17 protein-coding genes are annotated in these 23,015 nt (G+C 68.1%); 6 read left to right on the top strand and 11 right to left on the bottom strand.

Going from position 1 to position 23,015, the window contains the following annotated elements; all coding sequences use genetic code 11:
* Positions 1-95: 95 nt before the first annotated feature.
* The 7 genes from FHT32_RS14025 to FHT32_RS13995 all read right to left on the bottom strand — a co-directional run bounded on the left by FHT32_RS14025 (position 96) and on the right by FHT32_RS13995 (position 7,672).
* Positions 96-1,478 (bottom strand): FAD-binding oxidoreductase, encoded by a 1,383-nt coding sequence (locus tag FHT32_RS14025; RefSeq protein WP_176665224.1) that lies wholly within the window; start codon positions 1,476-1,478, stop codon positions 96-98.
* 129 nt (positions 1,479-1,607) lie between these two features.
* Positions 1,608-2,498, bottom strand: a complete 891-nt coding sequence (locus FHT32_RS14020; RefSeq protein WP_176665223.1) for an ABC transporter permease — start codon at positions 2,496-2,498, stop codon at positions 1,608-1,610.
* The gene (locus tag FHT32_RS14015) at positions 2,476-3,294 is read right to left on the bottom strand and encodes an ABC transporter ATP-binding protein (protein ID WP_176665222.1); all 819 of its coding nucleotides are present in this window, start codon (positions 3,292-3,294) and stop codon (positions 2,476-2,478) included. Before FHT32_RS14015 ends, FHT32_RS14020 begins: the two co-directional genes overlap by 23 nt.
* The gene (locus FHT32_RS14010; RefSeq protein WP_176665221.1) at positions 3,291-4,112 is read right to left on the bottom strand and encodes a creatininase family protein; all 822 of its coding nucleotides are present in this window, start codon (positions 4,110-4,112) and stop codon (positions 3,291-3,293) included. The genes FHT32_RS14015 and FHT32_RS14010 overlap by 4 nt, the downstream gene beginning before the upstream one ends.
* Positions 4,113-4,284: 172 nt before the next feature.
* A complete protein-coding gene (locus tag FHT32_RS14005; RefSeq protein WP_176665220.1) occupies positions 4,285-5,910 on the bottom strand; it encodes an MFS transporter in 1,626 nt (541 codons plus the stop codon).
* 148 nt (positions 5,911-6,058) lie between these two features.
* Positions 6,059-6,829, bottom strand: coding sequence for an amino acid ABC transporter permease (locus FHT32_RS14000; protein WP_176665219.1), 771 nt, complete (start codon positions 6,827-6,829; stop codon positions 6,059-6,061).
* Between the two features lie 84 nt (positions 6,830-6,913).
* Entirely contained in the window at positions 6,914-7,672 is a 759-nt protein-coding gene (locus FHT32_RS13995; RefSeq protein ID WP_126183730.1) for a basic amino acid ABC transporter substrate-binding protein, read from the bottom strand.
* 208 nt (positions 7,673-7,880) lie between these two features.
* Between FHT32_RS13995 and FHT32_RS13990 the strand changes: the two genes are divergently transcribed.
* Positions 7,881-9,563 (top strand): M28 family metallopeptidase, encoded by a 1,683-nt coding sequence (locus FHT32_RS13990; protein ID WP_176665218.1) that lies wholly within the window; start codon positions 7,881-7,883, stop codon positions 9,561-9,563.
* 6 nt (positions 9,564-9,569) lie between these two features.
* Here FHT32_RS13990 and FHT32_RS13985 read toward each other — a convergent pair whose 3' ends face one another.
* The gene (locus FHT32_RS13985) at positions 9,570-10,070 is read right to left on the bottom strand and encodes an Lrp/AsnC family transcriptional regulator (RefSeq protein WP_176665217.1); all 501 of its coding nucleotides are present in this window, start codon (positions 10,068-10,070) and stop codon (positions 9,570-9,572) included.
* Positions 10,071-10,245: 175 nt separating this feature from the next.
* On the opposite strand from FHT32_RS13985, the gene FHT32_RS13980 reads away from it, so the two are divergent.
* Entirely contained in the window at positions 10,246-13,872 is a 3,627-nt protein-coding gene (locus tag FHT32_RS13980) for an indolepyruvate ferredoxin oxidoreductase family protein (RefSeq protein WP_176665216.1), read from the top strand.
* A 24-nt stretch (positions 13,873-13,896) separates the two neighbouring features.
* Here FHT32_RS13980 and FHT32_RS13975 read toward each other — a convergent pair whose 3' ends face one another.
* A complete protein-coding gene (locus FHT32_RS13975; protein WP_176665215.1) occupies positions 13,897-14,982 on the bottom strand; it encodes a YhcG family protein in 1,086 nt (361 codons plus the stop codon).
* 364 nt (positions 14,983-15,346) lie between these two features.
* Between FHT32_RS13975 and yajC the strand changes: the two genes are divergently transcribed.
* The 4 genes from yajC (at position 15,347) to FHT32_RS13955 (ending at position 21,172) form a co-directional block, all read left to right on the top strand.
* Positions 15,347-15,676 carry a preprotein translocase subunit YajC gene (gene yajC / locus FHT32_RS13970; protein WP_125950429.1) on the top strand — a complete coding sequence of 110 codons (330 nt, stop codon included), beginning with the start codon at positions 15,347-15,349 and terminating at the stop codon, positions 15,674-15,676.
* Positions 15,677-15,754: 78 nt separating this feature from the next.
* Entirely contained in the window at positions 15,755-17,638 is a 1,884-nt protein-coding gene (gene secD, locus FHT32_RS13965; protein ID WP_176665214.1) for a protein translocase subunit SecD, read from the top strand.
* A gap of 24 nt (positions 17,639-17,662) precedes the next feature.
* Positions 17,663-18,616, top strand: coding sequence for a protein translocase subunit SecF (gene secF, locus FHT32_RS13960; protein WP_176665213.1), 954 nt, complete (start codon positions 17,663-17,665; stop codon positions 18,614-18,616).
* Between the two features lie 162 nt (positions 18,617-18,778).
* Positions 18,779-21,172, top strand: a complete 2,394-nt coding sequence (locus FHT32_RS13955) for a DUF1631 family protein (protein ID WP_176665212.1) — start codon at positions 18,779-18,781, stop codon at positions 21,170-21,172.
* A 122-nt stretch (positions 21,173-21,294) separates the two neighbouring features.
* Here FHT32_RS13955 and FHT32_RS13950 read toward each other — a convergent pair whose 3' ends face one another.
* Both FHT32_RS13950 and dprA read right to left on the bottom strand, forming a co-directional pair.
* Positions 21,295-21,813 carry a DUF494 family protein gene (locus tag FHT32_RS13950; protein ID WP_176665211.1) on the bottom strand — a complete coding sequence of 173 codons (519 nt, stop codon included), beginning with the start codon at positions 21,811-21,813 and terminating at the stop codon, positions 21,295-21,297.
* Between the two features lie 34 nt (positions 21,814-21,847).
* A complete protein-coding gene (dprA, locus tag FHT32_RS13945; RefSeq protein ID WP_176665210.1) occupies positions 21,848-22,993 on the bottom strand; it encodes a DNA-processing protein DprA in 1,146 nt (381 codons plus the stop codon).
* Between the last annotated feature and the right edge of the window lie 22 nt (positions 22,994-23,015).

Raw genomic sequence — 23,015 nt, 5'->3', positions numbered from 1 at the left:
CATTCGCGGAGCAAGGTACCCCGTCGGCGTGAGCGCGCCCTGGATGGCAGCGCCCAGAAGACCACCGAAGATGAACAAAACGCCAAGTCGTCATTTCAGCGCTCGACAGCCATGTCGGTGGTCCAGCCGCGCGTCTTGCCCGGGTTCATCAACCCCATCGGGTCGCTGCGCTTCTTGAACTCGATCTGCTGCGTGTCGATGGTCTTCATGCCGCCGTCTTCGATGGTCACGACGTGCGGGTTGAAGATCTTGCAGCCGCCCTGCGACTCGATCTCGCGGATCAGCTCGTACTGATGGGCCTCGCCCTTCCAGCGCACCAGCAGGATGCCGAAGGTGCCGCACTCGCCGTTGGCGCGCGCGAAGTCCTGGTGCTGCAGCACGTCGTCGCCGAAGATCTCGAGGTGCCGCTCGACCACGGCCGGGTCGAAAGGCTGGGCGTAGGCCACCTGAAGATAGGTCCAGCCGCGGTCGGCCTTCAGCGCCTGCAGCGTCGTGTGGTTGAACGCGCACTCGTAGGCGGGAGGCAGGCCTTCGGCGAGCAACTCGGCCTCGGTGCCCGCCACCGAGATCGTTCCGCCGTGCGACGCGGCGAGCGCGCTGAAGTCATCCATCGACTCGGGCGAGACCATCGCGAACACCGCATGCCGGTCGGCCGGGAAGCGGTCGCGCATGGCCGTGTAGTAGGGCGAGAAGCGGGCCTCCACCGTCGACAGCAGGAAGATGTCGAGCGAAGGCGCCTGCGCGGCGATGCCGAAGTCGAGCGCGCCGCGGTAGGTGTCGAACAGCACCGTGCAGTGCACCCAGTCGACGGCCGGGCTCAGCGCAACCTCCACGTCGAGGATCACGCCGTTGGTGCCGTAGGCGTGGTGCACCTGCTGGATCTCGTCGCCGTGCAGCTCGATGACGCGCGGCTCGCGCTCCACCGTCATCACCCGCGCGCGCAGCAGGTTGCCGGGGTCGCGCAGGATGCCGTGGCGGAACGAGCCGATGCCGCCGAAGCCGCCCGCGATGAAGCCGCCGATGCTGGCCACGTGCCAGGTCGAGGGCCACATGCGCAGCGCCTGCCCGGTCTCGCGCGCGGCGAGGTCGATGTCGTGCATGCGTGCGCCGGCCTCCACGCGGATGCTGCCCTCGCGGATGTCGAGCACGCGGCACATCTGCGTCACGTCGAGCACGATGCCGCCTTCGAGCGGCACGCACTGGCCGTAGTTGCCGGTGCCGCCCGCGCGCACCGTGAGCGGCAGCTTCCACTTCGCAGCCACGGCCGCGGCCTGGCGCACGTCGTCCTCGGTGCCGACCTTCACCACCAGGTCGGCCACGCAGCCCGCGAGCTGCTCGGTGAGGATGGGGCTGTACCAGTAGAAGTCCTTCGACAGCTGCTTGCGCTGTCCGGGCGCGGTGATCACGTTGAGGCCGCGCAGGTCCTCGCGCACGGCGTTCCAGTCGACGTTCGCAGGGGAAGCGTGTGTTGCGTTCATCGCGGCTCCGTCCAAGGGGCGTCTCTGCAAGGGAACACCGCGGAACCGGCTTTGCCGGGCCGCAGGTGTTGCCCCCGGTCGGGGGGTGGCGAAGCGACACGAAGTGCGCGCAGCCTGGGGGCGAGCCGATTACCTTTCACGGCGCATCTCGCTTTCGTGCCAGTGGCCTAGTACCACACGCGACAAGGCCGCGAACACGATGAAGATCACGATGCCCAGCAACGACACCAGCAGCAGCGCCGCGAACATCATCGGGATCTCGGTGCGGAAGCTCGATTCGAGGATGCGCGAGGCCAGCCCCGTTTCCTTGCCCGCCGTGCCGGCCGTGAACTCGGCCACCACTGCGCCGATCAGGCTCAGCCCGCCCGCGATCTTCAGGCCCGCCATGAAGTAGGGCAGCGCACTCGGCGCCAGCAGGTAGCGGAAGGTCTGCCAGGGCGAGGCCTTGTAGAGCTGGAACAGGTCGCGCAGGTTGCTGTCGGCGCTCTTCAGGCCGATGACGGTGTTCGACAAAATCGGGAAGAAGGCCACGATCCATGCGCACAGCAGCAGCGCGGCCGTGGTGCTCGACACGTAGATCAGGATCAGCGGCGCGATCGCGATGATCGGCGTCACCTGCAGGATCACGGCAATGGGAAAGAGCCCGATCTCCACCCACTTGAAGAGCGCGAAGGCAATGGCCAGCAGCACGCCGCCCACGATGGCCGCGGCCAGCGCCAGCAGCGTGAGCTTCACCGTGAACCACAGCGCACTCGAGAGCGAATCCCAGTTGTCGAACAGCGTGCGGATGACGAGCGAGGGCGCGGGCAGGATGTAGTGCGGGATGTTGTTGGCGCGCACGGTCCATTCCCACGCCAGCAGCAGCAGCGCGACGATGGCCGCGGGCACCGCGATGCGCAGCAGCGACTCGCGCCGGCGCAGCCGGTCCTCGTGCGCGCGCAGCGAGGCCTCGGAGGGGGCCGCGTCGGCATCCGCGAGAGGGGCGGCTGCGTTGGTCTCAGTGATCGATGTCGACGCCATGCAGGGCTCCGTGCAGCGATTGCGACACCGCGGTGCAGTGCGCGTTGTAGCGGGTCGAGGTGCGGAAGTCTTCTCCGCGCGGGTAGGGCTCGTCGATGCGGATCTCGTCGATCACGCGGCCGGGCCGCGCGGCCATCACCACGATGCGGTTCGACAGATACACCGACTCGTACACGCTGTGCGTGACGAACACCACCGAGAAGCGGTGCTCGCGCCAGATGGCCAGCAGGTCGTTGTTGAGCTTGATGCGCGTCATCTCGTCGAGCGCGGCGAAGGGCTCGTCCATCAGCAGCAGGCGCGGGTGCGTGACGAGTGCGCGCGCGATCGACACGCGCATCTTCATGCCGCCGGAGAGCTCGCGCGGGTACACGTCGGCGAAGCGCGAAAGGCCGACCATCTCCAGCGCCTGCTTCACCACGGGTGCCGCTGCGTCGCGGCCGGTGCCCGCCAGCTTCAGCGGCAGCCAGACGTTGTCGAACACCTTGGCCCAGGGCATGAGCGTGGGTTCCTGGAACACGAAGCCCAGGTCGCGGTCGGTCTTGCCGCCCTTGGCCGGATTGGCGCTCGCACCCGACCAGTGCATGTCGCCCGAACTGATGCGCGTGAGCCCCGCAATGAGGCGCAGCGCCGTGCTCTTGCCGCAGCCCGAAGGGCCGAGGAAGCTGATGAAGTCGTGCTCGCCGATGTCCAGCGACATGCCCTGCAGCGCGAGCGTGCCGTTGGCGAAGCGCTTGCTGACGTTGCGCAGGCCGACCAGCGGCGTGCCGGCTGCGGTGGAGGTGGCGTCGGCGCTCATTTCCAGGCGGGCTGGTTGGCGAGTCGGGAGAGCGGGAAGCGATCGACCTCCTGCAGCAGCTCGACGAAGCGGCGGCCCACGTGGTCGAGCACGGCGGCGCCCTTCTCGGCGGTGGCGCGCGTGGCGTCGCCGGCGGCGCCCGCGGGGTTGATGTCATGCATCTGCCAGCCGAGCTTGCCGCTGGGCGTGATCGAGAGGAACTTGTTCTCCTCGGCCAGCTGCTCGGTCATGGAGCTGAAGTTCTGGAACTGGTCGCGGCGCACGTAGTCGGGCGTGAGGTGCAGCATCACCGAGCTTTCGAGGTCGCCGGCATGGATGCCGTGCTTGCCCTCATGCGCGGTGAACAGGCCTTCGGGCAGGCCCAGCGTGTACCAGTTGGCGGCCACGACCATCATGCCGTGTTCCTCGCGCAGGTCGCGCGCGACGATGTCCATCACGCTCATCTGGCCGCCGTGGCTGTTGTAGAGCACCAGCTTGCGCACGCCGGCCTTCGCGACGCAGGCGCCGATGTCCTTCCACATCGAAATGAGCGTGTTCGCCGACACGGTGAGCGTGCCGGGGTAGCGCGAGTGCTCGTTGCTCTTGCCGTAGGGCACGGTGGGCAGGAACAGAACCGGCAGGTCGTCGGGCAGGTGCGGCAGCGTGGCGCGCACCATGCCGTCGATGGTGGCGGTGTCGGTCGACATCGGCAGATGCGGGCCGTGCTGCTCGGTGGCGCCCACCGGCAGCACGGCGATGAGCCGTTCGCGGTCGAGGCGGGAGAACTCTTCGCTGGTCAGGTCGGACCAGAAGCGGCTGCGCAGGGGAGGCGGATTCATCGCGTGTGTACCTCGTGGCGCCTGGTGTGGCGGTGGCTTAAATTATCCATACGGTCAAAAAAGGCGGGCTATCCGTGGATACCCGGCAAATTTCTCCATGCAAGCGCCGTGCCATCAAAGTTAACCAGTTGGTAAAAAATGAATGGCAAGCACCGACCGTGCGGATGCCGGCTCAGCGCCGCACGATGTACCGCGTGACGACCGGCCCCGACTCGCCGATGTGGAAGGCGAGCCTGCGTTCGCGCAGCGCCATGTCGCTGGCGGTGGCGCGGGTGAAGCGGCGCAGGTGGTCGGTCCACGACTCGTCGACGATCTGCTCCACGTAGCGCTCGGGCTGAGCGATGTCGTGCAGCAGCTCCCAGCCGATGGCGCCCTGGCTCAGGCGCGCGCGGCGCGTCTGCTGCATGACCAGGTGGAAGGCGGCGGCGCGCGCGGGGTCGATCAGGTATTCGACGGTGACCACCACGCGGCCGGTTTCCTCAGGGGCTTCCGCGGGCGGGCCGACGGCCCAGCCGGCCTGCGCGGGGCTGGTGTCGTCCTCGCCGCTCAGGTCGGTCACCCAGCGCAGCGCCGCGAGCATCAGCAGCGTGCCGCTGGCGGCCGCCACGCTCAGGCTGGCGACCAGCGAGCTGAGCGTGGCCACCTGCCCCCAGATGGCCGCGCCGATCGCGCTCGCGCCCATGATCGCCATCTGGTACATCGACATGCCGCGCGCACGCACCCAGTCGGGCAGCGCGAGCTGGGCCGACACCGACAGCGAGTTGGCCACCGTGATCCACGCCATGCCGCCGAAGAACATCGCCGGCACCGCGACCCAGGCATTGGGTGCGAAGGCCATCACCGCCGTGGCGCCCGACTGCAGCAGCGTGCCGCGCAGCACCAGCTGGTCGCGCCCCATTGCCTGGCGCAGCCGCGGCAGGAACAGCACCGCGACGATCGCGCCCGCGCCCATGGCCGCCAGCAGCAGCGTGAAGGTGCCCGCGCCGCCGCCCTGGAGGTTGCGCGCCAGCAGCGGCAGCAGCGCCAGCAGCGCGGTCGAGTGGAAGAAGAAGATCGAGATGCGCGTGAGCACCGCGCGCATGCGCTGCGACTGCCGCACGAACTGCACGCCCACGCGCATCGCGCTCACCAGCTTCTCGCGGCCCAGTGGATTGGGCGTGTGCTCGCGCCGCCAGCGCAGCACCACGAAGCCCGAGGCCACCGACAGCACCGCGTTCAGCGCGAACACCCAGATGCTGCCCGCGCTCGCGATCAGCATGCCGGCGGTGAGCGGGCCCACGATGCGCGACGCGTTCATCGCGATGCCGTTGAGGCCCAGTGCGGCCGGCAGCTGCGCGCGCGGCACCAGCTCGGGAACGATGGCCGCGAACACCGGCCAGCGCAGCGCCAGCCCGATGCCGTTGGCGAAGGTCAGCGCCAGCAGCAGCGGCGCGGTCATGAGGTCGAGCGCCAGCGCGGCGCACAGCACGATGGCGGTGCCGGCCAGCCAGAACTGCGTGGCCACCAGCCAGCGCCTGCGGTCGAGGATGTCGGCCAGCGCCCCGCTGGGCAGGCCCAGCAGGAACACCGGCAGCGTGGAGGCCGACTGCACCAGCGCCACCCAGATCGGCGAGGAGGTCAGCGTGGTCATCATCCACGCGGCGGCCACGTCGTTCATCCACATGCAGATGTTGGCGACGAGCCAGGTGCTCCACAGCATGCGGAACACGGAAATCTTCAGGGGCACGAGCGCCGCGAACTTCGTCGGCTGTGGCCTCGCGGGCGGGATGGGTGTCTCTTCGGTGGATATGGGGGGCATGTGGCGCTATTCTGGCCCCGGCGCCTGCAGGCTTGGCGATCCTGTCATTGCGCGAACACCGAGGAGCCGGCTTTGCCGGGCCTCAGGTGTTGCCCCCTGCAAGGGGGTTGGCGCAGCGACACGAAGTGCGCGAAGCCTGGGGGTGTGCCTAGCTTCTGTCGCTGCGGGCGAGGCGGTGCTCCAGGCGGCGCAGCAGCGTCGTCAGGATCAGCGTCATCACCCAGTAGATCACCGAGATCGCCAGGTACGGCTCCCAGTAGCGTGCGTAGGCGCCAGCCACGGTGCGCGCGGCGTAGGCCAGCTCGGCCAGGCCGATGGCGGAGACCAGCGACGTGTCCTTCAGCAGCGCGATGGCGTTGTTGCCCAGCGGCGGCAGCATGCGGCGGAAGGCCTGCGGCAGCACCACGTAGCGCATCACCTGCGCGGGCGTGAAGCCGATCGAGCGGCCGGCGTCGAACTGGCCGCGCGAGATCGACTGGATGCCCGCGCGGAACACTTCGGAGATGTAGGCCGCCGAGTTGAGGGTGAGCGCCACCACGCCCGAGATGAGCGCGCCGTGCTCCTGCTTGAGCGTGCGCGCGAGTTCGCCGTCGATCAGCAGGCCCGAGGTCGGATGGATGAACACCGGCATCACCGCGAAGTGGATCAAGAGGATCTGCACGAAAAGCGGCGTACCCCGGAAGAAGCTCACGTACACAGTGGCCGGCCAGCGCAGCAGGAAGCGCGTGGCCCAGGTCCACGGTGCGTGGCGAGCCTGCGCCAGCCGCGCGAGCGCGAGGCACAGGCCCCAGCTCGCGCCCAGCAGCACGCAGACCACCGTCATGCGCAGCGTCATCCATGCGCCCTGCCAGAACAGGTCCTTGTATTCCACGAGGATGTCCCAGCGGAACCATCCGAAAAGCAGCACTGGCTGTTCCATGCTTGCGTCCTCAAACTCTCATCAATCGACTGAAAACGAAACGGCCGCTTCGAGGCGGCCGTGTTCGGAGAAATGCCGTGCGGCTCAGCGCACGTTCGGGTCCTTGTTGAACCACTTCTTGTAGATCGTCACGTAGCTGCCGTCGGCGCGGATGGCCGCGAGGCCGGCCGTGAGCTTGTCCAGCAGGGCCTTGTCGCCCTTCTTCACGACGATGCCGAAGCCCTCTTCGGGGAAGGACTTGTCGTCGATGGTCTTCAGCTCTGGGTTCTGCGCCACGCGGTAGGCGATCACGCCGTTGTCGCCCATGGCGGCATCGACGCCGCCGCCGGCCAGCTCGGAAATGATGAGCGGCGTGCTCTCGAAGCGGCGGATGTCGGGGCTGGTCTTGCCGAACTCGCGCGAGGCGATGTCGTCGGCGGTGGAGGCGCTGACCACGGCGATCTTCTTGCCGGCCAGGTCCTTCAGCGACGCGACCTTGCTGTTCTTCGGCACCGCGATCAGCTGGCGGGCCGCAAAGTACGGCGGCGTGAAGTCGTAGCTCTGCTTGCGCTTCTCGTTGATGGTGACGCCCGAGATCACGAGGTCGACGTCGCCGTTGTTCAGCGCGCCGAAGATGCCGGTGAAGGGCGTGTTGACGATCTTGATCTTCAGGCCCTGCTGCTTGGCGATGGCATTGATGATGTCGATGTCGAAGCCGACGATCTGCTTGTCCTTGTTCTCGAAGGCGAAGGGCGCGTAGGTGGCGCTGGAGGCCACGATCAGCTCGCGGTTCTGGGCCTGGGCGCCAAAAGCGAGCGTGGCGGCGGCGAGGCCGAAAGCCAGGGCGCGGCGGAGGGAGTTCATGCGGGGTCCTTGTTGTTCGCCGTCCGGCGGGAGGAAGGTGGTGGGCGGGGATTTTAGGCTGTCGCTATCGGTGGCCTTCCGTTGGACCTGTTGCAAGGATCGCCGCACGAGTCCAACCAAGGTTCTCCGGCCGGGGCGAAGGGCATCCGCCGGCGATCGCTGCCCGCTGGCTAGCATCCGGGGCTTTTCTGGCTCAGGAGCGCCTTGCATGACGACACAGCGGCTTGCTTTCCATCTTCTTTGTGGCATCGGCCTCGCGTCGGCCGCCACCATCGTGCTGGCCGCGGCCGACCCGCCGGCGCCGGTCTTCGACCCGCAGCGCCTCTCGCAGATCGTGAAGACGGTGTCCGGCGACGACTTCGAGGGCCGCGCCCCCGCCACGCCGGCGGAAGCGAAGACGGTCGACTACCTCGTCGCGCAGTTCAAGGCCGCCGGCCTCGCGCCCGGCGGCGATCTCGAAGGCGGCCGGCGCGGCTGGACGCAATCGGTGCCGCTGGTGAAGACCGAGTTCCGCGGCGCGCCGCAGATCACGCTGCAGGTGGGCGCGCAGCGCGACGCGCTGGCGCAGGGCGAGCAGATCGCGGTGCGCGCGGCGCTCGACGGCTCCACCGCGGTGTCGATCCAGCAGGCGCCGCTGGTCTTCGTGGGCTACGGCGTGAGCGCGCCCGAGCGGCGGTGGGACGACTACAAGGGCGTCGACCTCAAGGGCAAGATCGCCGTGGTGCTGGTGAACGATCCCGACTTCGAGACCGGCAGCGGCGACTTCGGCGGCAAGGCCATGACCTACTACGGGCGCTGGACCTACAAGTTCGAGGAGGCCGCGCGTCGCGGTGCGCTGGGCGTGCTGATCGTCCACGAGACCGCGCCGGCCGCCTACGGCTGGGCCACGGTGAAGAACTCCAACACCGCGACCATGCTCGACATCGAGCGCGAGCAGCCCGCGGCGGTGCATCCGAAGCTGGAGGGCTGGATCCAGCGCGACGTGGCGGTCGACCTGCTGCGCCGCGCGGGCCTGGACTTCGAGGCGCAGAAGAAGCTCGCGCAGACGCGCGAGTTCCAGCCGCAGCTGCTGAAGGACGCGAGCCTGTCGGCCGAGTACGCGATCGACCGGCAGGTGATCGTCTCGAAGAACGTGGTCGGCCGCGTCGAAGGCCGCAAGCGCCCGGACGAGACGGTGATCTACAGCGCCCACTGGGACCACCTGGGCGTGGGCGCGCCCGACGCGAAGGGCGACCGCATCTACAACGGCGCCGTCGACAACGGCACCGGCCTGGCCGCGCTGGTGGAGATGGGCCGCGCCTTCGCGGGCGCGCGCCACAAGCCCGAGCGCTCGGTCGTGTTCCTTGCGGTGACGGCGGAGGAGCGCGGCCTGCTCGGCTCGGAGTTCTATGGCGCGAAGCCGCTCTATCCGCTGGCGAAGACGGTGGCCGTGATCAACATGGACGCGCTCAGCCCCGAAGGCCCGGCGCGCAACTTCAGCACCTCGGGCAGCGCGGTCTCGCAGCTGCAGGACCTGCTGGTGGAGCAGGCGCGCGGCTTCGGCCTGGCCTACGCGCCCGATCCGCATCCCGAGGCCGGCTACTTCTTCCGCTCCGACCATTTCTCCTTCGCCAAGCGCGGCGTGCCGGCGCTGTCGTTCGCCTCCGGCAACGACCTGGTGGACGGCGGCCTCGCGGCCGGCGAGGCGGCCAGCAAGGTCTACAACGCCGAGCGCTACCACCAGCCGGCCGACGAATGGCGCGCCGACTGGTCCTTCGCCGGCATGGCGCACGACCTGCCGCTGCTCTACCGCGTGGGCGAGATGCTGGCCAACAGCCGGCGCTGGCCGGAATGGGGGCAGGGCTCGGAATTCCGCGCGATCCGCGAGGCCAGCCGCGCCGAGCGGCGGTGATCCGTCTTAGGTGCCGCGCGACCGGGTGGTTCCTTGGACCAGGTGCGCCAGCGGCAGCGCGCTGCTGGCCTTCACCTCGCCCAGCGAGAAGCTGGTGTGCAGGTCCTTCACATTGGGCAGGTTCATCAGGTGCTGGCGCGCGAAGGCCGAGAAGCTGTCGAGGTCCTGCGCCACCACCTGCAGCTCGAAGGTGCCGGTGCCGCTGATGTAGTGGCAGGCGATCACGTCGGGCAGCTTGCGGATCGCGTCCTCCAGCTTGCGCGTGGCCTCGTGGGTGACTCGCTCCGTGTCGACCCGCACGAAGGCGAGCACGCCCAGGCCGATCTTGTGGCGGTCGATCTCGGCGTGATAGCCCTTGATGAAGCCGGCCTCCTCCAGCGCGCGCACCCGGCGCCAGCAGGGCGCGGCCGACAGGCCCACGCGCTGCGCAAGCTCGGCGTTGGTGAGGCGTCCATCGGCCTGCAGTTCTTGCAGGATTGCGAGGTCGAACTTGTCGATGCTTTCCATAAGGGCCGATCCTAAGCAAGATTCTTTCTGGAAGCGCGTTTTTCCCGACAAAGAACGCAAACACCTGTCGCGGACCCCGGCATACACTTTGCGTGATCATGGGCTCGTGCCCTACCCGGGCACAGACCCAGAAACAGCCAGGCCCATGAGGCCCTGCCAAACGGAGACAGACGACATGAATGCACCGCTACCCGCGCACATTCGCAAGGCCCTAGAAACCGTCACGCTCGACGACAAATACTCCCTCGACTACGGCCGCGCATTCATGAGCGGCGTGCAGGCCCTGGTCAAGCTGCCCATGCTGCAGCGGCTGCGCGACAAGCAGGCCGGCAAGAACACCGCCGGCTTCATCAGCGGCTACCGCGGCTCCCCGCTTGGCGGCTACGACCAGGCGCTGTGGAAGGCCAGCAAGTTCCTCAAGGAACAGAACATCGTCTTCCAGCCCGGCGTGAACGAGGAGCTCGCCGCCACCGCGCTGTGGGGCACCCAGCAGCTGGGCTTCTCCCCGCAGGGCACCAACAAGTTCGACGGCGTCTTCGGCATCTGGTACGGCAAGGGCCCGGGCGTGGACCGCTGCTCCGACGTCTTCAAGCACGCCAACATGGCCGGCACCACCGAGTACGGCGGCGTGATCGCGGTGGCGGGCGACGACCACATCTCCAAGAGTTCCACCGCCGCGCACCAGAGCGACCACATCTTCAAGGCGTGCGGCACGCCGGTTTTCTTTCCGGCGAACGTGCAGGAAATCCTCGACCTGGGCATCCACGCCTTCGCCATGAGCCGCTTCTCGGGCGTGTGGTCGGGCATGAAGACGATCCAGGAGATCGTCGAGTCGAGCGCCACGGCCATGATCGACCCCGAGCGCGTCGAGATCGTCATTCCCACCGACTTCGAGATGCCGCCCGGCGGCCTGCACATCCGCTGGCCCGACCACGCGCTGGAGCAGGAAGCCCGGCTCATGCACTACAAGTGGTACGCCGCGCTGGCCTACATCCGCGCCAACCGGCTCAACCACAACGTGATAGAGGGCCCGAACGACCGCTTCGGCATCATGGCCAGCGGCAAGGCCTACAACGACACCCGCCAGGCGCTCATCGACCTGGGCCTGGACGACGCGGCCTGCCGCCAGCTCGGCATCCGCCTGCACAAGGTGGGCGTGGTGTGGCCGCTGGAGGCGCAGCTCACGCGCCAGTTCGCCACCGGCCTGCAAGAAATTCTGGTGGTGGAAGAGAAGCGCCAGGTCATCGAATACCAGCTCAAGGAAGAGCTCTACAACTGGCGCCCCGACGTGCGGCCCAACGTGGTCGGCAAGTTCGACGAGGGCGAGGTGCACGCGGCCGAGGGCTATTCGGGCGGCGAATGGTCGATGCCCAACCCGACCTCGCACACGCTGCTGCGCGCCAACGCCGACCTGAACCCGGCGCTCATCGCCAAGGCCATCGCCACGCGCCTGAAGAAGACCGGCCTGCTGGCCGCCGCCGGCGCCGACATGACCGCGCGCATCGACGCCCAGCTCGCCATCCTGGAAGCCAAGGAGCGCTCGATGGTGCTGCAGCAGGCTTCCACCGGCGTGGCCGACGCCACGCGCCAGCCGTGGTTCTGCTCGGGCTGCCCGCACAACACCAGCACCGTGGTGCCCGAGGGCTCGCGCGCGATGGGCGGCATCGGCTGCCACTTCATGGCGACCTGGATGGACCGCTCCACCATCGGCTTCACGCAGATGGGCGGCGAGGGCGTGCCGTGGGTGGGCCAGCAGCCCTTCACCACCGACCAGCACATCTTTGCGAACCTGGGCGACGGCACCTACTTCCACAGCGGCCTGCTCGCCATCCGCCAGAGCATCGCGGCGGGCGTGAACATCACCTACAAGATCCTCTACAACGACGCGGTCGCCATGACCGGCGGCCAGACGGTGGGCGAGCGCCCCGAAGGCCACTCGGTGCTGCAGATCGCCGAGAGCCTGCATGCCGAAGGCGCGAAGAAGGTCGTGATCGTCACTGACGAGCCCGAGAAGTACGAGGGCGTGAGCATCCCCGGCGACCACGTGCAGGTGAAGCACCGCGACCTGCTCGACGACGTGCAGCGCGAGTTCCGCAAGATCCCCGGCACTACGGCCATCATCTACGACCAGACCTGCGCCACCGAGAAGCGCCGCCGCCGCAAGCGCGGCACGGCGGTCGACCCGGCCAAGCGCGTGGTCATCAACGAGCTGGTCTGCGAAGGCTGCGGCGACTGCAGCGTGCAGAGCAACTGCCTGAGCGTGGAGCCGCTGGAGACCGAGTTCGGCCGCAAGCGCACCATCAACCAGAGCAGCTGCAACAAGGACATGAGCTGCCTGAAGGGCTTCTGCCCGAGCTTCGTGACCGTCGAGGGCGGCCAGCTCAAGAAGAAGGGCAAGAACAAGGCGGCCACGCCGGCCGAGTTCGGCCTGCTGCCCGAACCTTCGATCCCGTCGCTGGAAGGCGGCCGGGTCTGGGGCGTGGTGGTGGCGGGCGTCGGCGGCACCGGCGTCATCACCATCGGCCAGCTGCTGGGCATGGCGGCGCACATCGAGGCCAAGGGCATCGTCACGCAGGACGCGGCCGGCCTCGCGCAGAAGGGCGGCGCCACCTGGAGCCACGTGCTCATCGGCGACACGCAGGACGACATCCGCACCACCCGCGTGGGCACGGCGGCGGCCGACCTGATCCTGGCCTGCGACCCGCTGGTCACGGTGAACGCCGAGACCATGGCCCGCATGCGCGAAGGGCGCACGCACGTGGCGCTCAACAGCCACAGCGCGCCGACGGCCGCCTTCGTGCGCAATGCCAACTGGAAGAATCCGGAAGAAGCCTGCGCCGCTGAGATCGCGCGCGCTGTGGGCACCGAAGGCGTGGGCAGCTTCGATGCCGACGCCGCCGCGACCACGCTGATGGGCGACACCATCTACGTCAACCCGATGATCCTGGGCTACGCCTGGCAGAAGGGCTGGATCCCGCTGGCGCACGAGTCGCTGATGCGCGCCATCGAGCTGAACGCCGTGGCGGTCGAGAACAACAAGGCGGCCTTCGAGTGGGGCCGCCAGGCGGCGGTGCGACCGGAAGAGCTGAACAAGCGCATTCGCCCGGGCCAGGTCATCGAGTTCAAGAAGCGCGAGTCGGTCGAGAGCATCGTCGAGCGCCGCGCGGAGTTCCTCACCGGCTACCAGAACGCCGCGTACGCCGAGGAATACAAGCGCTTCGTCGGCAAGGTGCGCCAGGCCGAGTCGGCCGTGGGCAAGAGCACCGCGCTGACCGAGGCTGTGGCACGCTATCTCTTCAAGCTGATGGCGTACAAGGACGAGTACGAAGTCGCCCGCCTGCACAGCGACCCGGCCTTCCTCGGCCGCATCGAAGGCATGTTCGAAGGCCAGATGGGCAAGGACTTCAAGCTCAACTACCACCTGGCGCCGCCGATCGTTGCCAAGAAGAACGCCAAGGGCCAGCTGCAGAAGCAGAAGTTCGGCCCCTGGATGCTCACCGGCTTCAGGTTCCTCGCCAAGCTCAAGGGCCTGCGCGGCACGGGGCTCGACATCTTCGGCCGCACCGAGGAACGCCGGACCGAGCGCGCGCTGATCGGCGAGTACCGCGCCGCCATCGAGGAAGTCATTGGCGCCCTGCGCGCCGACAACCACGCGCTGGCGCTGGAGATCGCGAGCCTGCCCGAGCAGATCCGCGGCTACGGCCACGTGAAGGACCGCAACCTGGCGGCCGCCCGTACCCGCTGGAGCGAGCTGATGACCAAGTGGCGCAACCCGCAGCAGGCGCCGCGCGCGGCGGCCTGACCGGGGAATGCAGGGGAGGTCGGCTCAGTCGGTCTTGTCCGCGAGCCGGCCGTCCAACCGGGCCCGTGCAGCCATCAGGGCGCCGTGGATCTTCTGTTCGAACACCTCGCGGGGCGGCAGGACGGTGAGGTATTCCGCCACGTGAATGCCTGACTTGTCCAGCTCGAGCAGTTCGATCTGCTCCTGCTTCTTGCCGGTGCAAAGAATGATGCCGAGCGGAGGTGCGTCACCCGGCTCCTGGTCGTGGCGGGCGAGCCAGCGCAGGTAGAGCTCCATCTGGCCCTTGTACTCGGCGCGGAACTCGCCCAGCTTCAGCTCGATCGCCACCAGCCGGCGCAGCTTGCGGTTGTAGAAGAGCAGGTCGATGTAGAAATCGTCGTTGTCGAGCTGGATGCGCCGTTGCCGGGCGACAAAGCTGAAGCCCGCCCCGAGTTCGAGCAGAAAGCCCTCCAGCTCGCGCAGGATGGCGTCCTCGAGATCCTTTTCCAGGTGGCGATCCTGCAGGCCCAGGAAGTCGAGCACATAAGGGTCCTTCAGCAGCAGCGCCGGCTCGGTGGGGTTCTGGCGCTGAAGCTCGTCGAGTTCCTGGCGGATCAGCACGTCGGGCTGGCGCGAGACCGCGGTGCGTTCGTAGAGCAGCGAGCCGATGCGCTCGCGCAACGTGCGAACGCTCCAGCCTTCCAGCTGGCACATCTGTGCATAGAAGTCGCGCGCGAGCGGGTCCTTGACCGGCAGCAGTGCGAGAAAGTGCGTCCAGCTCAAATGTCGCATCAGCGGCACGACAATTTGCTCGGACGGGAACACCTCGGCGAACTGCACCATGCGCCGGAGGTTCTTCTCCTCGAAGCCGCGGCCGTAGTCGCTCGCCAATTGTCGTGACAGCGTTGCGACAATTTCTTCTCCGTAGCCGGCACGCCGGCCTCCCAGCACTTCGGTGCGGATGCGCTGGCCGATGCGCCAGTACATGAGCGTCATCCCCGCGTTCACGGAGGCGACGGCCGCTTGCCGGGCCTGCTCGATCAATTGCCGCAGGTCCGCAAGAAGGGCGGCCGGCTGCGTGGGAAGCGCCGGTGTGGTGCTGGATGTCGTCAAGCTGTTGCGCTTGCTCATGAAGGCTCCTTGCTTTGCGGGTGGTGCGGCGGGAATTGTCCGGCGGCGGTGGACCCCGGCTCCGTCACGCAATGCGGCGCAGTCCGGAAAAGATCCGAAAGCCGGTAATGTTCACGGGGTCTGCTATCAGATCTGTAGCAAATGCGGTGCTCCGGAAGCTTCCTGAAAGCCCTCCCCATCGCGCCGGATAAGCGCTCGGAGCCGGCATCCGCGCCGAATACAATGCCCGGTGCTGTGCGCGGCCAGGCCCCGCCGCGCTTTGAGTTGCAGCCCGCATCCCGCGTGGCGGCGAAGCCCAAGGAACCGCGGGCGTGACCCGCGCTCCCACACGTTTTCTTTTCTCTTCCCTCTGTTGGAGACTCTCTTGTTCATTTCCTCTGCTTTCGCCCAGACCGCGCCCGCTGCAGGTGGCGGCGACATGATGTCCTCGCTCGGCAGCATGCTGCCCCTGGTGCTGATGTTCGTGGTGCTGTATTTCGTCATGATCCGGCCCCAGATGAAGCGCCAGAAGGAAGCCCGCGCCATGATCGAAGCCCTGGCCAAGGGCGACGAAGTCGCCACCGCCGGAGGCGTGCTCGGCAAGATCACCTCGCTGGGCGACCAGTACCTCGGCCTCGAGATCGCCAACGGCGTCGAAATCAAGATCCAGCGCAGCGCCGTGGTGCAGGTCCTGCCCAAGGGCGCCGTCAAATAAAAGCGTGAGCTGACCTTGCGCCTTCGGGCGCGGGGCCCCAATTCACGCCGTGTTCCGTTTCAGAAAAAGCGCTTTCTCATGAACCGTTACCCGGTCTGGAAGTACGCGATCATCGTGGTCGTGCTGCTCGTGGGGCTCATCTACGCCCTGCCCAATTTCTTCGGTGAAGCGCCTGCAGTGCAGGTGTCGGCGGCGAAGTCCACCGTCAAGATCGACGCGTCGACCCAGGCCAGGGTGCAGGAGCTGCTCAAGACGGCAGACCTCACGCCCGACCTGCTGACCCTCGAGCCCACCGCGGTGCGGGCCCGCTTCGCGACCACCGACGACCAGATCAAGGCGCGCGACACGCTCCAGCAGGCGCTGGTGCCCGACGCCGACGACGCCTCGTACACGGTGGCGCTCAACCTCGTGTCGCGCTCGCCCTCGTGGCTGACGGCGCTGCACGCCTTCCCGATGTACCTGGGCCTCGACCTGCGCGGCGGCGTCGACTTCCTGCTGCAGGTCGACATGCGCGGCGTGCTCGACAAGAAGGCCGAGTCCTTCGCCGGCGACATCCGCACGGGCCTGCGCGAGAAGAAGGTGCGCGGCAGCGCCGTGAACCGCAACGGCCAGGCCGTCGAGATCACCCTGCGCGACGCCGACAGCGTTGAAGTCGCCCGGCGCCTGATCCAGGACCAGATGCCCGACCTCAGCACCGTCGAGACCCAGCAGGGCAGCGAATGGCGCATCGTGGCCAGCATCAAGCCCGAGGCCGCCCGCCGCTTCCAGGACGCGGCGCTCAAGCAGAACGTGACCACGCTGCACAACCGGATCAACGAACTCGGCGTGGCCGAACCCGTGATCCAGCAGCAGGGCATCGACCGCATCGTCGTGCAGCTGCCCGGCATGCAGGACCCGGCCCAGGCCAAGCGGATCATCGGCCGCACCGCCACGCTCGAGATGCGCATGGTGGACGAAAGCGCCGAAGGCCGCGCCGCTGAACTGAGCGGCGGCCCGGTGCCCTTCGGCTCCGAGAAATTCCTCGACCGCCAGGGCCGCCCGGTGATCGTGAAGAAGCAGGTGCTGGTCACCGGCGAGAACCTCACCGACGCGCAGCCCGGCTTCGACCAGCAGAGCAACCAGCCCAAGGTCGACCTGACCATGGACTCCAAGGGCGGCACCATCATGCGTGACGTCAGCCGCGAGAACTACAAGAAGCGCATGGCCATGCTGATCTTCGAGAAGGGCAAGGGCGAAGTGCTCACGGCTCCCTCGATCAACGGCGAGCTGGGCAACCGCTTCCAGGTCTCGGGCTCGATGAGCGTGGCCGAAGCCAACGACCTCGCGCTGCTGCTGCGCGCCGGCTCGCTGGCCGCGCCCATGGAAATCATCCAGGAACGCACCATCGGCCCGACGCAGGGCGCCGAGAACATCAAGAAGGGCTTCGACAGCGTGATGTACGGCTTCGCCGCGATCATGGTGTTCATGTGCATCTACTACGCGCTGTTCGGCCTGTTCTCGTCGATCGCGCTGGCCGTCAACCTGTTGCTGCTGGTGGCCATCCTTTCCATCCTGCAGGCCACGCTCACGCTGCCGGGCATCGCGGCCATGGCGCTGGCCATCGGCGTTGCCATCGACTCCAACGTGCTGATTAACGAGCGGGTGCGCGAGGAGCTGCGCAACGGGGCGTCGCCGCAGGCGGCGATCCATGCTGGCTACGAACGCGCCTGGGGCACCATCCTGGACTCCAACGTGACCACGCTGATCGCGGGTATCGCGCTGCTGGCCTTCGGTTCGGGCCCGGTGCGCGGCTTCGCGGTGGTGCACTGCATCGGCATCGTCACCTCGATGTTCTCAGCCGTGTTCTTCTCGCGCGGCCTCGTGAACTTCTGGTACGGCCAGAAGAAGAAGCTCAAGTCGGTGTCCATCGGTACGGTGTGGCGCCCCTCGACCGACGGCACCGCCGCGGTCGAAACCAAGTAAGCGGCAGAAGAAGGACGCACAGCCATGGAATTCTTCCGCATCCACAAGACCATCCCGTTCATGCGCCACGCGCTGGTGCTGAACATCGTCTCCGTTGTCACCTTCCTGCTGGCGGTGTTCTTCCTGTTCCACCGCGGGCTGCACCTGTCGGTGGAGTTCACCGGCGGCACGGTGATGGAAGTCGCCTACAACCAGTCGGCCGACGTCGGAAAGGTCCGCGATATCGTCGGCAAGCTGGGCTACACCGAGGTGCAGGTCCAGAGCTTCGGCAAGTCGGTGCAGATCCGCCTGCCGGTGAAGAAGGGCGTGACCTCCGCCCAGCAGAGCGCCGAGGTGATGGACTCGCTGAAGGCCGCCGACCCCGCGGTGGAGCTGCGCAGCAACGAATTCGTCGGCCCGCAGGTCGGCGACGAGCTCACCACCAACGGCCTGAAGGCGCTGGCGATGGTGGTCGTCGGCATCATGATCTACCTGGCGTTCCGCTTCGAATGGAAGTTTGCGCTGGCTACCGTGCTGGCCAACCTGCACGACGTGGTGATCATCCTGGGCTTCTTCGCCTTCTTCCAGTGGGAGTTCTCGCTGGCGGTGCTGGCGGCGGTGCTGGCGGTGCTGGGCTACTCGGTGAACGAGTCGGTCGTGATCTTTGACCGCATCCGCGAGAACTTCCGCCGCTACCGCAAGATGTCGACGGTCGAGATCATCGACAACGCGATCACCTCGACCATCAGCCGGACCATCATCACCCACGGCTCCACCCAGCTGGTGGTGCTGTCGATGTTCTTCTTCGGCGGTCCGACGCTGCACTACTTCGCCCTGGCTCTGACCATCGGCATCTGCTTCGGCATCTATTCCTCCTGCTTCGTGGCGGCGGCAATCGCCATGTGGCTGGGCATCAAGCGCGAAGACCTCGTCAAGGGCGGCCCGGCCAAGCGCGACGGCGGCTCCGAGGACGACCCCAACGCCGGCGCCGTCGTCTGACGGATACTCCAGGGTTCGGCAACAAGGCGCCGGCGGCGGCAACACCGCCGGCGCTGTTCGCATGCAACGCCGGGCACTTCCACACTTGTGCGGCAGCCCGTCCCGATGCAAGCTCGCGGTTGTCGCCGACGAACAGAACACCCTGGCCCCTCCGACTTTTCAATGAGCACCGCTCGGTCCGCCTCTTCCCTGCAGCTCGCACGCGAGACGCGTGAGCGCTTCGTATCGGCGACCGAAGGCGCCATCCTGCCGCTGGCCCGCGCGATCAAGGACCGGCTGACGACCATGGCCTCCGAGGCCGGCACCGCCCGCTCCATGCAGGAGAACCGCGACGACTTCGTCGCGTTCCAGGGCCAGGCGACGCAGTGGGTGACGCTCTCCCAGACCGGCTGGCGCAAGGCGCTGGCCGCCAGTTCCGGCGGCGCGTCGAGCATGCCTTCGGCGCTGCGGCTCGAGCTGATCGGCGACGAGGTGGTGGAAAGCAACATCCTCTCCTCGCGGCTCGCCCAGCTGATCCACGACAAGGCCAGCTTCGAGCTCAGCGACCTGCGCCTGCGCATCCAGCACCTCGAGGGCACCACCGAACTCGACGCCAAGGACGTGCTCAAGCCCGAGACGCTGGCCAAGCTGCTGGTCGAGCAATGGCTCGCGGTGGGCCTGAGCCGCGGGCTCTGGACCCGGGTGCAGGACACCGTGCAGCAGGGCCTCGTCGACGTGATCGTCAAGGCCTACGAGAACGCCAACGCCTACCTGATCGCCAACGGCGTGATGCCGGAGATCGACCTCAAGAGCTTCGTGCGGCGCACGGGTAACGCTGGAGGAGCCGGTGGCGGCAATGGCGGCAGCTCGGGTGCGGCCCCGGTCGACGGCGCAGTCTCCGCCGGCCCGCAGAACAACATGCAGCGCACCGGCTTCGGATTCGACGGCCAGCCGCAGCAATCGGTGCCGACCGCTCCGTCGACCATGAGCAGTTCGCCGCTGGCGATCGCGCGGCAGCGCGCCCAGACCGCGCTGCTGAGCCTCAAGCGCTTCGTGACGGCGCGCATCGGCGGCGACGCCGGAGGCTCCGCCGGGGTGTTCCAGACCGCGGGCGCGGACGGCCGTACCACCAGCCCCGGCAGCCAGCCGGGCCAGGGCGGCGGCGGGGCGCCGCGCGCGTTCTCCAGGACATTCGCCGGCGCCATCGCCGAGGCCGAGGCGGCCTACCGGATGGCCGCCACGCAGTACATGGAAGGCGCCGGCGAGCAGGCCACGCTGATGCAGCAGACGGCCGTCGACCTGCGCCGGCGCAGCGCCGAACTCAAGAAGCGCGCGCCCACCACCGCCGACAAGGCCACGGTCGAGATCGTGGCGCTGATGTTCCAGGCCATCCTTGCCGAGGAACGCATTCCGTTCTCGGCCCGCGTGTGGTTCGCCCGCCTGCAGATGCCGGTGCTGCGCGTGGCCATCGCCGAGCCCGAATTCTTCGGCACCCTGCAGCATCCGGCGCGCATGCTGATCGACCGCATGGGCTCCTGCGTGATGGGCTTCGACGCGGCCGCCATCACCGGCAGCGCGCTCGAAGGCGAGATCCGCCGGGTGGTGCAGGTCATCGAGCAGTATCCCGAGACCGGCCAGCGCGTGTTCAAGCTGGTGTTCGACGAGTTCGTCGCCTTCCTCAACCGCTACCTGACGCAGAGCGACACCACGCAGCGCGTGATGAGCGTGGCGCAGCAGGTCGAGCAGAAGGAGACGATGGCGATCCAGTACACCATCGAGCTGCGCAAGATGCTCAACGACATGCCGGTGCGCGACGAGATCCGGGAGTTCCTCTTCAAGATCTGGGCCGAGGTGCTGGCCATCGCCGCGCTGCGCTACGGCGCCCAGGGCGAGCAGACCGTGATGCTCAAGCGCGTGGCCTCCGACCTCGTGTGGGCCGCGAGCGCCAAGCCCAACCGCACCGACCGCGCGCGCGTCATACAAGACCTGCCGCAGCTGCTGCAGCGCCTGCGCCAGGGCATGGCGCTGCTGGGCATCGTCGACGAGCCGCAGGAGGCGCAGATCAAGATCATCGGCGCCACGCTGTCCGACGCCTTCCTCTCGAAGACCGAGGCGATCCCGCAGGCCAAGATCGAAGCCATGGCCGAGCGGCTGGCGCACCTCGAGGATTTCGTGAGCGACGTGGGCGGCACCGCCGACCTGCCGCTCGACGCCCAGAGCATCGAACTGCTGCTCGGCGTGGACGCGGCGTCGATCGAGGTCATTCCCGACACCGCCGGCAGCAAGGTGCCCGAGGACATGGTCGCCTGGGCCAACGAGCTGCAGGTGGGCAACTGGTTCATGCTCGACCACAACGACCGCGTGAGCCAGGTCCAGTTCGTCTGGCGCAGCGACCGCAAGCAGCTGCACCTGTTCGCATCGGGCGACGGGCGCAGCTTCCTGATCCAGGCAGGACGCCTGGCGACCTACCTGCAGGCCGGCCTGCTGGTGCCCGCCGAAGAGGAAACCCTCACCGTGCGCGCCACCCGCGAAGCACTGGCGAAGCTCGACGCGAACCCCGAGCGCCTCCTGAACTAGTTGCTGCCCGGCAGTTTTCGCGGAACACCGAGGAACCGGCTCCGCCGGGCCTCCGGTGTTGCCCCCGGTAGGGGGTTGGCGCAGCGGACACGAAGTGCCGCGCAGCCTGGGGGCGAACCTAGCTAGTGTGCCGTGCGGCCTTCGCGGCTCTCGCAGAGTTCGTCGAGCACCAACGCATCGGGCTCGATGCCGGTGCTCCAGTGCACCATCAGCACGATGATCTTCAGCTCGTCGAGCGCGACCGGATCGCCCGGTGCGGCCATCGCGCGCTCGACGACGATCTCGCGCAGCCCGCAGGGCAGCACGTTCGACGATTCGAGAAAGCGGATGAAGCCCAGGCACTCGGCGCCCAGGTGGTCCTGCTCGGCCTGCGAGTAGACGCGCATCGCGTTGGCGGATTGCGGCATGGCCGCGGGAGGCGTTCCGGACAGCACGACCGTGGCGGCGGCGTCGTCATCGGAGCTTCGCTCGATCTGCATGCCCTGCGTTGCAAGGCTCAGGCCGTCGAGCCAGTGAAGGGCTTCGCGGATCTCTTCCGCCTCGAAGCCGTGGGCGCTGAGCTTGCGGCCCAGTTGCTCGGCCTCGGGACAGGCATCGCCGCGCCAATAGTTTTCGTACACAAAAACAAGCACTTCGAACATGGGCCCAATATAGCCGACGTTCGTGCCATGCCGGCTAGGTGGAAGCCACTCGCTGGAAGAGGCCGCCGGGCAATCGGGAGATATGCCCGTCCAGTTCCAGTTCGAGCATCCTGGCCTGCAGCGCGGCCGCGCCCCAGCCGGTGCGGGCGCCGAGGGCGTCGAGGCTCGCGGGCTCGAAGCCGAGGGCCTCCAGCAGCGGGTCTTCCGGCGACGAAGCCGCGCTCGCTCCGTTGGAGAAGGATGGAGCCGAAGCGGCACGCGGCGCATGCAGGGGCGGCAGCTCCTCGAGGATGTCGCTCACCGACTCCACGAGCTTCGCGCCCTGCCGGATCAGCGCATGGCAGCCGCGCGACTGCGGCGAGTGGATCGAGCCCGGGATCGCGAACACCTCCTTGCCCTGCTCCGAGGTGAGCCGCGCGGTGATCAGCGAACCCGACTGCAGCGCCGCCTCGACCACCAGCGTGCCGCGCGCCAGGCCGGCGATGAGCCGGTTGCGCTTCGGAAAATTCTGGGTGAGGGGCGGCGTGCCCAGCGGCAGCTCGCTCACGATCAGCCCCTGCAGCGTGATGCGGTGCGCGAGGTCGCGGTGCCGCGCGGGGTAGACGCGGTCGAGCCCGGTGCCGACCACCGCCACCGTTGCGAGCCGGTGCGCATCGCCCGCCGCATCGAGCGCGCCGGTGTGCGCCGCGCCGTCCACGCCCAGCGCCAGCCCCGACACCACGGGCAGCCCCGCCTCGCCGAGCGCGCGCCCGAAGCTGCGCGCATTGGTCGCGCCCTGCGGCGTCGGGTTGCGGCTGCCCACGACGGCGATGCTGTGGCCGAGCTGCGTGAGGTCGAAGCCGGCGGCGCCGAGCACGTAGAGCATCAGCGGCGGGTCGGCCATTTCGAGCAGGGAGGCCGGGTAGCCGGCGTCGCCGAGCGTGACCACGCGGCGCGAGACCCTGTCGTCGCCAGCCTGCAGCCACTGCCAGGTCAGGTCGATCTGCGCCTGCAGGCCGGCGGGCGGCTGCATCAGCGCCTCGGCCTGCGCATGCGAGACGACCTCGCGCAGCGCGGCGTCGGGCTGCGCGAAGATGCGCTCGGGCAGCCCGAAGGCCGAGAGAAGACGGCGCGCGGCACCGTCACCGATGCCGGGCGTCAGCGAAAGCCGCAGCCAGCCTGCGAGTTCTGCGCGTTCCAAACGAGTGTGCGAGAAGAAAGGC

The organism is Variovorax sp. SG517 (assembly GCF_013376045.1).
Taxonomy (GTDB): Bacteria; Pseudomonadota; Gammaproteobacteria; order Burkholderiales; family Burkholderiaceae_C; genus Variovorax.
The sequence above is the reverse complement of the archived record's forward strand: the minus strand, read 5'-3'. Positions and strand labels throughout refer to the sequence as shown.